Consider the following 11,700-nt stretch of genomic DNA (forward strand, 5'->3'; position numbering starts at 1 on the left):
TAGCAGGAACGACCTGTTATAAGACACCTTCATAACAGGCCGCAGATCATTAGCGAAAGACCGTTATTGCGATTCGCGGCAATACGTTAAAAACCGCGATAACGCGCTGGAAATATGCTTCTGCCGGTGGTGGATCAGGTAGAGTTTGCGCACCAGCGGCCCGACCGGCAGCGGAATTTCCACCAGCGTCCCGCTGCTGAGTTGCTCTGCAATCACCCGCCGCGAGAGGCAGCTGATGCCGATACCGTGGCGCACGGCGTGTTTGATCGCTTCGGAATTGCCCAGCTCCATCACCAGATTAAAATCCGGCAGTTGCGGCAGCAGCAGGTGATCCAGCACTTCACGCGTACCGGAACCGCGTTCACGTAAAATCCACGGCTCACGGGCCAGCGCATCCAGCGTCACCGGATGCGTTGCCAGCGGATTCTCCGGCGCAACAAACACCACCAGTTCATCGTCCAGCCACGGCTGGGTGATCAGTTCCGGCATCTGGCACGGGCCTTCGATAAGCCCCAGATCGACTCGGAAATCCGCCACGGCGTTGATCACATCATTGGTATTGCCGACGTTGAGTTCGAGCGGCGTCGCCGGGAAGTCCAGACGATATTCCGCCAGCATCGCCGGCAGCATGTAGTTACCGATGGTGCTGCTGGCCCCGATGCGCAATGACCCGTTGTCATGGTTGAACAGGCGCTCGATTTCGCCCGCCTGTTCCAGCAACGCCAGCGCCTTCGGATAGAGCAGGCGGCCATGTTCGTTAATCACCAGTCGCTTACCGACGCGGTCAAATAACTGTACGCCCAGCTGGTTTTCGATATCGGCCAGCGAGGCGCTGACGGCAGATTGTGAAAGTGAAAGCACAACCGATGCCTGTGTGGTCGAGCCGCTTTTCAGCACCTCGGCAAACACTTCAAGTTGTCGCAATGTAATGTGCATAAATGTCCCGCTCTTCTCACGCGCCTGACAACGCGCTTGCTTTATTCAGTATAGACCGTCGGTCAGCCCGCCCTGTTCGTCTGCCTTTCTTATACCAGTTTTAGCGATAGGTTATAAAGTTATAATCAATTTCATTTTTATATAAGGGCGGCGTAGCCTTGTCTCATCACGCCTCAACGAGGAAAGGACGATGAACAAAATCCACACGCTTACCCCCCATTTCCCGAAGCCCGGTATTGAGAAACACACCCGGCTTAACCGCCTGTTACCCGGCCTGGCGCTGACCGGCGCTATTACCGCGCTGTCGGTCTGGCTGAGCGATTTCCCCGCCCTGAGCCATCTTGGCCTGAGCGCGCTGACCCTGGCGATTGTCATTGGCATGGTGATTGGCAATACGCTGTACCCGGCGGCGAAACCCTGGTGTGAAGAGGGGGTGACGCTGGCGAAACAGCGGCTGCTGCGCCTCGGCATCATCCTCTACGGCCTGCGGCTGACCTTTGCGCAAATCGCCGACGTCGGGGCGACCGGGATTGTGATCGACGCCCTGATGCTGTGCTCCACCTTTGCCCTTGCCTGCTGGCTGGGACAGCGGGTGTTTAAATTAGACCGCGATACGTCGATGTTGATCGGCGCGGGCAGCAGTATTTGTGGTGCCGCCGCCGTGATGGCGACGGAGCCGGTGCTGAACGCCAAAGCGGAAAAAGTGACGGTCGCCGTCGCCACCGTGGTCATTTTCGGCACGGCGGCTATCTTTCTGTATCCGTGGTTGTGGCAGCTTAACGCGCACTATCACTGGCTGAATGTCACGGCATCGCAGTTCGGTATTTACACCGGTTCAACGGTGCATGAAGTGGCACAGGTGGTCGCCGCCGGTCAGGGCGTCAGCCCGGAAGCTGAAAACGCCGCCGTGATCGTCAAAATGATCCGCGTGATGATGCTGGCCCCTTTCCTGCTGCTGCTCTCCGGCTGGAAATCCCGCAGTGCGGTGCAACAAGGCGGCCAGAACCCTGGCATGCGTAACATCACCATTCCGTGGTTCGCGCTGTTGTTTATTCTGGTGGCGGCGTTTAACTCACTGGATATATTGCCGCACAGCTGGATCCCGGCACTGATTACGCTCGACACGGTTTTACTGGCCATGGCGATGGCGGCACTCGGTCTGACCACGCACCTGAGCGCACTGCGTCAGGCGGGGCTGAAACCTATGTTGCTGGCCGCGATACTGTTCATCTGGCTGATTGTCGGTGGCGCGGGCATTAACCAGCTGGTGCATCATCTTTTTGCGCGGATGTGACGGCTTTTACACTTCAGTGCTGCGCCTCCTTCGCCAAGGCGCTATCATCCTTTCATTAACGCGATGAATAACTGAGGAGCAAAAATGAAGTTTGTGGGAGCACACGTAAGTGCGGCGGGCGGTGTTGATCAGGCCGTACTGAGGGCGCACGAGCTGGAAGCCACGGCTTTTGCGCTTTTCACCAAGAATCAGCGTCAGTGGAAAGCCGCACCTTTGCCGGAAGACGTGATCGAAAAATTCAAGGCGGCCTGTCAGAAATACGGTTACCAGAGCAATCAGATTTTGCCGCACGACAGTTATCTGATTAATCTCGGCCATCCGGTGACCGACGCGCTGGAGAAATCCCGCGAGGCGTTCCTCGACGAACTACAACGTTGTGAACAGCTGGGGCTTTCGCTGCTGAACTTCCATCCGGGCAGCCACCTGATGCAAATCGACGAAGACAAATGCCTCGAACGCATTTCCGAATCGCTGAACATTGCGCTGTCGCAGACTGAGGGCGTCACGGCGGTCATCGAAAACACCGCCGGTCAGGGCAGTAATCTCGGCTTCCGCTTTGAGCATCTGGCGAAAATCATTGAAGGTGTGGAAGACAAAAGCCGCGTTGGCGTCTGCATCGACACCTGCCACGCCTTCGCGGCGGGTTACGATCTGCGCACCGTGGAAGCGTGTGAAAACACCTTTAAACATTTCAGCGATGTGGTCGGATTTGAGTACCTGCGCGGCATGCACCTCAACGATGCCAAAAGTGAATTCAACAGCCGCGTTGACCGCCATCACAGCCTGGGCGAAGGCAACATCGGCAAAACGGTGTTCGGCTGGATCATGCGCGACCCGCGTTTCGACGGCATCCCGATGATCCTTGAAACGGTAGAACCGGAGATCTGGGGCGAGGAAATCGCCTGGCTGAAAGCGCAGGAAACCGCAGAGGCAGATGAGGCGGCGGCCTAGTTGCGCTTAAAACCAATTCAAGGTCGTGGGCGTCGGCCCACACCGACTTGGGGGGCGGCATATCGCCGCCGCCCCCCAAGACCCCCCGGGCTCTTTCACTGCGCGCTGCCGCTCGCGGGCTATGTTTCAGACACTCCTCCTATTGCCGCAAAATCCCGCCGCTGCGCGGTGCCCTCCTGTCGGGTTACAACCCGCGCAAAAACACGCGCGGTTTTCCACCTCTCCCTCCGGCGTGATTTTTGAGCGCGGCCAATGGCTATGTCATTCAAAAGATCATTGAGACTTAAGTTTTGAATTAAAAAGTCGAAAACGGTGCCTCTCCCTCCAGCATGATTTTTGAGCGCGGCCAATGGCATTTCAACGTCAAAGGCAGTTTATTCAGATTTTGAAAGGTGAGGTTGCGCTTTAAAAAGCCTCTGGCCGCGCTCAAAACGACGTCGAATGAACGGTGAGAAACCGCGAGGGTGTTTTTCCGAGCGGGTCCGAACCTGAAATGAGAGGACCGCGCAGCGGCGGCGTTTGCGGCAATAGCTGGAGCCGCTGGAATATAGCCTGCCAGCGGTAGCGCGCAGTGAAAGAGCCTGGGATTCTTAAGGGGGGCGGCGATAAGCCCCCCTTAAGGCCGGTGTGGGTGGCAACCCACGGTGTTGACCTTAAGGCCGAAATGGGTGGCAACCCACGGTCTTGACCTTAAGGCCCGTTTGGGCGGCGAGCCCAAGGTTTTGACCTTAAGGCCGAAATGGGCACCACCCCACAATCCCACCTGTTTAGAACTTTTCTCTCTTACTTATCCCATTTAATCCCTTGCTTAATCCCCCCGATATGTTAAAAATTTGCAATCAAAAAAGCATCTGGACGGCTAAACGTCTAAGCATCCTCCCGGACATCTGAAAAGGCACCCCTAGCGTGAGATCCTCTATTCTCGAGATGCGTAATATCTCGATTTCATTTGCGGGTTTCCCCGCCCTGCGCCAGGTAGATTTCACGCTGGAAGGCGGATCCGTCCATGCGTTAGTCGGCGCAAACGGAGCGGGTAAATCGACACTGATGGCCGTGCTTTCCGGCACGCATGACCATTATTCCGGGCAGATCAGCATTGACGGTGAAGCCGTTAACCTGCGCCTGCCGCATCACGCCCGCGAGCACGGCATTCATCTGGTACAACAGGAAGTGGACGTCGCGCTGGTGCCAACGCTGAATGTCGCGGAAAACATCATGCTCGACCGCCTTTCCGAGCCGGGCCATCTGCACAACTGGCCGCAGCTTTACCGTCAGGCGCAGTTGCTGACTGAGCAGCTCGGGCTGAACATCAGCCTGCGTGCGCGTATCGAAAGCTGCACGCTGGCAGAGAAACAGCTGATTTTGCTGGCGCGGGCGTTATCGCATAAATGCCGCTTCCTGATCCTTGATGAACCCACCGCCCCGCTCGATCAGGCGGAAAGCGCGCGGCTGTTTGCGCTGGTGCGTAAGCTGAAAGCCGCCGGTATGGCGATTGTGTTTATTTCCCACCGCATCCATGAACTGCGCGATATCTGTGACCGCATGACGGTACTGCGCGACGGGCGTCTGGTCAGTGATGACAGCATGGACGGCCTGAGCAATGAGCACATTATTGAGAAAATGATCGGCCATCAGCTCGACGATATTTATCCGCCACGCCGCCCGCCGCACAGCGGTGAAACGCTGCTGCATATCCACGGCATGCACGATAAAGACAAACTGCGGGATATCTCGCTGCGCCTGCATCGTGGCGAAATTCTCGGGATCGCCGGGCTGGCCGGTGCCGGTAAAACCGAACTGTGCAAGGCGCTGTTTGGCGCGACGCCGAGTCAGGTGGAAAGCGGTGAGCTGAACGGCAAACCCTGGAAACCGAAAGAACCGCATCTGTCCGTAGAACAGGGGCTGGCGCTGGTGCCGGAAGAAAGGCGCAAGGAAGGCATTTTCATTGATGAAGATATTCCGATGAACCTGAGCGTCACCGCCGACGACACCTTCTCACGCTGGAGTATTTTCAACCGGCAACATGCGTTGTCGTGGGCAAAAGACATTATCAGCCGCCTGGGCATTCGCGCTTCCGGGCCCATGCAAAAGCTGGCACGGCTTTCCGGTGGCAACCAGCAAAAGGTGGCGATCGGGAAATGGCTGCGCAGTGAGAGTCAGGTGTTGATCTTCGACGAACCGACCAAAGGCGTAGACATCAAGGCCAAAACGGACGTGTTCAGGCTGATCGACGGCCTGGCGCAACAGGGAAAAGGCATCATTTATGCTTCCGGTGAGTTCGCCGAACTGGTCGGTTTATGCGACCGCATTCTGGTGTTGTGGGACGGCCGCATTGTGGCCGAACTCGATGCCGCCAACGTCGACGAAGAAACCTTATTAACCTATTCAACCGGAGGAACACCCGCGTGAACAAAGCAGTGGTGAGTAAAGAAAACCTGCCCGACGCCCGCCAGCCGTGGCGTCATCAGCTGTTTGAATTTCTATATAAATGGGGCATGTTGCTGACCGTGGTTTTGCTGATCGCCGGTTTTGGCATCGCCTCGGACAACTTCCTCGAACCGTCCAACATCATTAATATTCTGCGCTCCATCGCCATCGTGACGGTGATTGCGATTGGCGTGTCGATTTCTCTGGCAGTCGGCGGTTTCGATTTGTCGGTCGGTTCAACCGCCTCCCTCGCCAATGCGCTGGTGATCTCGATGTTCGTCTGGCACGGTTTCGGCACCACCGAAGCCATTCTGATCACGCTGGCGCTGTGTACGCTGGTCGGCCTGTTCAACGCCTTCCTGATCGTCATCCTCAAAATCCCTGACATGCTCGCCACCCTCGCCAGCCTGTTTGTGATCCAGGGTGCAGCGATGACCTACAGCTACGGCGGTTCAATCACCGAAAACATGGTCCTGCCCAGCGGCGACATGGCCGAAGGCACGGTACCGGCAGTGTTCAGCCTGCTCGGCCAGGTGCCGGTGATTGTGATCGTGATGGCGGTGGTGACGGTGGCGGTACAACTGTTTATGTCGCTGACCAAACATGGGCGCCGCATGTACGCCATCGGCGGTAACCCGCTGGCCGCGCGTCTGGCGGGGATCCGCACCGCGCGCTACCGCGTCATCGCTTATGTGATTTCCTCCGTGCTGGCGGGCGCTGGCGGGATCCTGCTGGCATCACGTATCGGCTCTTCGCAGGTCAACGCCGGGGGCGGCTACCTGATGGACGCCGTCGCCGCCGCCTACATCGGTTTCTCGCTGGCCGGTTCCGGCAAGCCGAATGCACTGGGCACCTTGCTGGGCGCGGTGATTTTAGGTGTGCTGTCGAACGGGCTGGTGATGCTGTCGGTGCCGTATTACGCGATGGATATCATCAAAGGTCTGGTGCTGGCCGTGGCGCTGGCGCTGACGTATATACAGAAGCGTTAAACGCTTTTGAACGTGCTCCACACCTTGAATTGATCAAGCCCGGCCAATGGCAGTTTATTCAGATCTGAAAAGATGAGGTTACGCTTTAAAAGCCTCTGGCCGCGCAGATCACCTGTGTTAAAAAACGCGGGCGACCGTAGGGAGAAGGTTTATTCTCCCTACGGTCGGTGTGGGCCGACGCCCACGACCTTAAGCGCCCTGCGCCCTACCTCTCCCTCAATGATTCCTTCACCTTATTCAACGGTTTAATCAGATAATCCAGCACGCTTTTCTGGCCGGTTTTGATGTCCACGTTCGCCACCATCCCCGGCACAATCGGGAACTGGCGGCCTGCTTTATTGGTCAGGAAGGCTTTGTCGGTGCGGACATAGACGCGGTAATAATACTGATCGCGCTTCACTTCATCCTGCAAGGTGTCCGGCGAAACGCCTTCGACTTTGCCCTCCAGATCGCCATAAATCGACGAATCGTAGGCGGAAATTTTTACCGTTGCCGGTAAACCGGGGCGGATGTAGGCGATGTCACGCGGGTTGATGCGGGTTTCAATCAGCAGCTGATCTTCAATCGGTACGATTTCCATCAGTTTGCCGCCAGGCTGTAACACGCCGCCCACGGTGGACACCTGAATATCTTTGACGATGCCGTGCACCGGCGAATACAGCTCGGAGCGGGTGACCTGATCTTCTTTACCGGCCATCACCTGCGTTTCGGCGTCGAGATCGGCGTTGTTTTTCACCTGCTCTTCACGGGCACGCACCGCGTACTGATTCGTCGCATCGTCGATTTTCCCGCGCAGTTCGCTGGCCTGACGCTTGAGGCGGATCACTTCCACCTGCCCCGCCGCGCCCTTAGAAACCAGCGGCTGGGTCATATTGATTTCGTCGTTGACCAGTTTCAGCGACTGCTGAAGGTTACTGACCGTCTCATCGCGGTTCTGTTTGCGTGATAAATACAGCTGCCGCTCACGGGCCACCAGCTCCGGTGATTTCATGGTTTCCGGGCTGAATTTCAGCGGCGCGCCGGTCAGTTCTGCGCTCAGGCGTTCAGACGAGGCGCGCAGTGTCAGCACGCGGGAGGCCGCCTCGCCAAAGTTTGACTGCGAACGAGTCGGGTCGAGCCGCGCCAGCAACTGCCCGCGGTTCACCACCGATCCTTCCTGCACCATCAGCTTTAAAATCACCCCGCCGTCGAGCGAATCAATTTGCTGCGCCTTGCTCGACGGCGTCACTTTGCCGGTGCCGACCGTCACTTCATCCAGCACCGCAAAGCGCGCCCAGACGAAAAAAATCAGCAGGCTGGCAAGCGACGCCCAGATAATCCACGAGACTTTGCGGCCTTCGGCTTCCAGTTCATCATGCAATGTTAAATGTGCCATGCGGGATCCTCAGCAGCTCAGGCTGCGCCTTGTCGGTTATCGGTGGCTGCCGCAACGGCAGGTGCGGGGGTATTGCCGGCAGCGGTCGCCAGAATTTTATCGCGCGGCCCGTCGGCCACCACGCGCCCGTTGTCCATCACCACGATTCTGTCCACCAGCTTGAGCAGCGCCGGACGGTGCGTAACGACGATGAGCGTCCTTCCTACCAGCCAGGTGTGCAGCTGGCGGATCACGTACTCTTCCAGCTGTTCGTCCATGGAGGCGGTCGGTTCATCCATCAGCACCACCTGCGGATTGCGCAGGATCATCCGGCTCAGCATCACCATTTGCCGCTGGCCGCCGGACAGCCCGCGCCCGCCTTCATTAATGATTTTATCGAGGCTGGAGGCGTCGGCCTGCACCATCGACAACGCACCGCTGATGCGCAACGCCTGCAACATCTCCTGGTCAGTAGCATGCGGATACCCCAGCATCAGGTTTTGGCGCAGCGTGCCGAAGAACAGCCGCGAGTCCTGCGACAGATAGCCGAGCTGACGGCGGATATCCGCCGGTTCGACTTTGGTCATGTCTACGCCGTCGATGAGAATTTTGCCCTGCGACGGGCTGGCCTGGCCGGAGAGCAGTTTGAGCAGCGTGGATTTCCCCGCGCCGACTTTGCCGAGGATCGCCACCCGCTCACCCGGTTTGATCTCCAGCTGGCCGATGCCGAGCACGTTTGGCGCATTTTCTTTGTCGTAGGTGTATTGCAGATTGCGCACGTTGAAGTGACCGCTGAGCGTCGGGCAGTGCGACAGCTCGGCATCCGCCGGGCGATCCACCGGCTTTTTCAGCAGTTCATCCAGCCCGTGCATGGCGCTTTTGGCGTGCTGCCAGCGGGAGAACACCATGGTCAGCTGCATCAGCGGTGCGATGGTGCGCGAGGACAACATGCTGCTCGCCACCAGCGTACCGGTCGTGATATCGCCACTGAGCACCAGATACACGCCGAACACCAGCATGCCGCCGTAAGTCAGTTGCTGTACGGTGGAAGCCCAGCCGGTCAGGCGCGCGCCCCATACCCTTTGCTTCATGCCGACCGCCGCGCTCACTTCATGGGTCTGTTCCCACTGACGCTGAAAATAGGCTTCGGCCTGCAAGGCTTTGATGTCTTCGATGCCTTCGATGGTTTCCACCAGCACCGCGTTGCGCAGCGCACTTTCGCGCATGCCTTCTTTCGCCAGTTTCGCCATCGGCCACTGGATCAGAATGCCGGGAATGACAATCAGCGGGATCGCCAGCAGCGGGATGATCACCAGCGGGCCGCCGATGAAAAACATAATGCCGAGGAACAGCAGCACGAAGGGCATGTCTGCCGCCGCGCTGATGGTGGTGGAGGTCAGCAGTTCGCGTACCTGATCGATTTCGCGCAGCTGAGAGATAAAGGAACCGGTGGATTTAGGCCGGTCATCGTTTTTGATGTTCATCGCCCGCACAAAGAACAGCGAGGAGACTTTTAAATCGACCTTCTTGCCCATTAAATCGGACACCAGCGTACGCATCAGGCGGATGACATATTCCAGCCCCGCCGCCAGCACCACGCCGAAAAACAGTACCCACAGCGTCGGGTAAGATTGCGCCGGGATCACGCGGTCATAGACCTGCATGGAGAACAAAATCCCGGCCAGCGCCAGCACGTTGCCGAGAATAGAAGCCAGCGAGATTTCGGCGATTTTGCGCCCCGAGCCACGGAAGTTGGCCCAGAACCAGTGTTTTTTGTGCGGCTGGACAAACTGGTCGATGCGCTGGTCGCGGCCACGCGGTGCCACGCCGACTAAAAATACCGGGCCGCTGCTTTGTTCCAGCATCGTCGCCAGTTCCGCCGAACGCAGTAAATCCCCGCCGTCGCTCAGCCAGTAATCGACCGTGCCGTCGTCATGCAGATTTTCCAGTATCGCGATACCGCCCTGCGCCAGCGTCACCACGGCGGGCAGCACTTCCTGGCGCCAGCGCACCTGATTCCAGCTGACCATGCCCACCTGCAACCCCATCAGGCCGCTGAGGCGGTCGAGCTGGCGGCGCAGTGGCTGATGTTCGAACCAGCGCATTTGCTGGCGAAGATAAAGCGGATCGGCTGGCTTACCGAATGATTCGGCCACGCGCCCCATGGCGCTTATCCAGACGTCGATCGACAAAGGTGTTGCTGCTTCATTGCTCATTTCAACCTCGGTATCGAATGCTTCTGGCTAACTCCCGACGGCCCCGGATGTCAGAGGGTCGGAATGGTGTCACCTGTTTGTTTCTGACGATCGATGCCCAGCATATCGACCAGATTGTCCACGGCGGCGGCGTAGCGCACGGTGGCGTCCCAGCCGTCGTAGAGCGCGCCAATGCGCGACGTATCCGCCTGAAACACGTCCTGTTCGACGCTGAGTAAATCGTTCAGGCTGCGTTTGCTGAGTTTGTATTCGTCCTGATACACGCTGCGGGTGTGCGTCGCGCTGGCAAACTGTTCCTCGCCTGCCACGTTGCGCTGCTGCCCGCCGATCATGTCGGCATAGGCCGTTGAGGCTTTCTGGTTGATGTCCAGCTTGGCTTTTTCCACTTCGGCCTGCGCCGCCTGCCGCTGGCCTTCCGCCGCCTGCACTTTGGCGCTGACCGCGCCGCCCTGATACACCGGCGCATCCACCGCCAGCTGCACCTGATCGTCCCAGTAAGATCCGCCGCCGCCGGTGTTTTCGTAGCGCGTGCGCCCTGCCTGAACTTTCAGCGTCGGCCAGTGCTGCGCCTCGGTCTGATTGACTTCTTCGATCGCCGCCTGCTGTTTGGCCTGCGCCGCGCGCACCAGCGTGCTGTTTTCGTAGGGGATTTTGTCGAGTGTGACTTTCTGATCGAGCAGGCTTTGAGGGAGATCCGGTAAGTTGTCGGCGACCACGCCGGTAAGCACCGTCAGCTGTGCCTGCGCGGAACGTTGCTGGGCGCGGTATTGTTCGACGGTGGCCCGCATGCCCGCAATGCGGGTTTCGGCCTGCAAAACGTCAGACTGCGAGCTCAGCCCGGCATCGGCGCGCAGTCTGGCGGTGTCCCGCACGCGCTCAAGAGAGGCGATGTTGTCACGGGCCGCGACGCTGAGCGCCTGATAACGTTTCACCGAGAGATAGGCCTGCATGGTGCTCAGCGCCACGTCGGTCATCGTGCTGTAAAGGGAATAGCGGTAGGCGTCAGACAGATGTTCCTGCTGACTGATGCTGCCGCCGGTGCGGCCAAAATCGTAGAGCAGCTGGCTGAGTTGCACGCCGGCTGACGCGTTGTTGCTCAGGCTGCCCGCCGAGTCAGTCTGATGCGACTTTCCCGCCGTGCCCTGTAATGAAATCTGCGGATACCAGGCGCTTTTCGCCTCATCCAGATTGCCTTTCCCCACGCGGATTTGCGCCGATGCTTCTGAAATCTGCGGGTTTCGCGCAAACGCCCGCAAGATAGCATCCCGTAATGTCATGCTGGCGCGCATCTCCTCGGTTGGCGCCGCTTTCCAGTTAAATTCCGGCTGTTTGTCTGCCGCGATGACCCCGTAATTCCCTGTTAAACCCGTCAGACACAAGGTGCCCAACATGACGGCGATACGCCGTGTCACTGTTTTTTTCTTCATTACCGACACCACTTAATTACGCCGATTTATAATTTTGGGTACAGCTCCCTGTCCGGTGAAGGAGAGGGTTGGGGGGGGAATTCATGGCACCGCAGTCGCCAGTAAA

8 protein-coding genes are annotated in these 11,700 nt (G+C 58.3%); 4 read left to right on the top strand and 4 right to left on the bottom strand.

Going from position 1 to position 11,700, the window contains the following annotated elements; translation table 11 throughout:
• Positions 1-63: 63 nt before the first annotated feature.
• On the bottom strand, positions 64-936 hold the full coding sequence (yieE, locus tag ACO0U8_RS11745; protein ID WP_056782324.1) for a DNA-binding transcriptional regulator YeiE: 873 nt from the start codon (positions 934-936) through the stop codon (positions 64-66).
• Positions 937-1,126: 190 nt separating this feature from the next.
• On the opposite strand from yieE, the gene ACO0U8_RS11750 reads away from it, so the two are divergent.
• The 4 genes from ACO0U8_RS11750 to ACO0U8_RS11765 all read left to right on the top strand — a co-directional run bounded on the left by ACO0U8_RS11750 (position 1,127) and on the right by ACO0U8_RS11765 (position 6,597).
• Positions 1,127-2,230: a YeiH family protein gene (locus ACO0U8_RS11750; RefSeq protein WP_421670839.1), complete on the top strand. Its 1,104-nt coding sequence runs from the start codon at positions 1,127-1,129 to the stop codon at positions 2,228-2,230.
• A gap of 84 nt (positions 2,231-2,314) precedes the next feature.
• Positions 2,315-3,181, top strand: a complete 867-nt coding sequence (gene nfo / locus ACO0U8_RS11755) for a deoxyribonuclease IV (RefSeq protein ID WP_217203198.1) — start codon at positions 2,315-2,317, stop codon at positions 3,179-3,181.
• A gap of 927 nt (positions 3,182-4,108) precedes the next feature.
• Positions 4,109-5,590: a sugar ABC transporter ATP-binding protein gene (locus ACO0U8_RS11760; RefSeq protein WP_122097568.1), complete on the top strand. Its 1,482-nt coding sequence runs from the start codon at positions 4,109-4,111 to the stop codon at positions 5,588-5,590.
• Between the two features lie 11 nt (positions 5,591-5,601).
• Entirely contained in the window at positions 5,602-6,597 is a 996-nt protein-coding gene (locus ACO0U8_RS11765) for an ABC transporter permease (RefSeq protein ID WP_056782371.1), read from the top strand.
• 205 nt (positions 6,598-6,802) lie between these two features.
• Here ACO0U8_RS11765 and ACO0U8_RS11770 read toward each other — a convergent pair whose 3' ends face one another.
• The 3 genes from ACO0U8_RS11770 to ACO0U8_RS11780 are packed head-to-tail and all read right to left on the bottom strand — an operon-like array spanning position 6,803 to position 11,594.
• Positions 6,803-7,972 carry an HlyD family efflux transporter periplasmic adaptor subunit gene (locus ACO0U8_RS11770; protein ID WP_421670840.1) on the bottom strand — a complete coding sequence of 390 codons (1,170 nt, stop codon included), beginning with the start codon at positions 7,970-7,972 and terminating at the stop codon, positions 6,803-6,805.
• Between the two features lie 17 nt (positions 7,973-7,989).
• Entirely contained in the window at positions 7,990-10,167 is a 2,178-nt protein-coding gene (locus ACO0U8_RS11775) for a type I secretion system permease/ATPase (RefSeq protein WP_421670841.1), read from the bottom strand.
• Positions 10,168-10,217: 50 nt separating this feature from the next.
• Positions 10,218-11,594 carry a TolC family outer membrane protein gene (locus ACO0U8_RS11780; protein ID WP_122097565.1) on the bottom strand — a complete coding sequence of 459 codons (1,377 nt, stop codon included), beginning with the start codon at positions 11,592-11,594 and terminating at the stop codon, positions 10,218-10,220.
• Positions 11,595-11,700 lie beyond the last annotated feature (106 nt).

This window comes from Rahnella sp. EDr1-12, assembly GCF_049206505.1.
Classification (GTDB): Bacteria; Pseudomonadota; Gammaproteobacteria; order Enterobacterales; family Enterobacteriaceae; genus Rahnella; species Rahnella rivi.

Bases quoted from the DNA above. Each gene is read 5' to 3' on its own strand.
- nfo (WP_217203198.1), top strand. From the start codon at position 2,315: ATGAAGTTTGTGGGAGCACACGTAAGTGCGGCGGGCGGTGTTGATCAG.
- ACO0U8_RS11770 (WP_421670840.1), bottom strand. From the start codon at position 7,972: ATGGCACATTTAACATTGCATGATGAACTGGAAGCCGAAGGCCGCAAA.
- ACO0U8_RS11780 (WP_122097565.1), bottom strand. From the start codon at position 11,594: ATGAAGAAAAAAACAGTGACACGGCGTATCGCCGTCATGTTGGGCACC.
- yieE (WP_056782324.1), bottom strand. From the start codon at position 936: ATGCACATTACATTGCGACAACTTGAAGTGTTTGCCGAGGTGCTGAAA.
- ACO0U8_RS11760 (WP_122097568.1), top strand. From the start codon at position 4,109: ATGCGTAATATCTCGATTTCATTTGCGGGTTTCCCCGCCCTGCGCCAG.
- ACO0U8_RS11775 (WP_421670841.1), bottom strand. From the start codon at position 10,167: ATGAGCAATGAAGCAGCAACACCTTTGTCGATCGACGTCTGGATAAGC.
- ACO0U8_RS11750 (WP_421670839.1), top strand. From the start codon at position 1,127: ATGAACAAAATCCACACGCTTACCCCCCATTTCCCGAAGCCCGGTATT.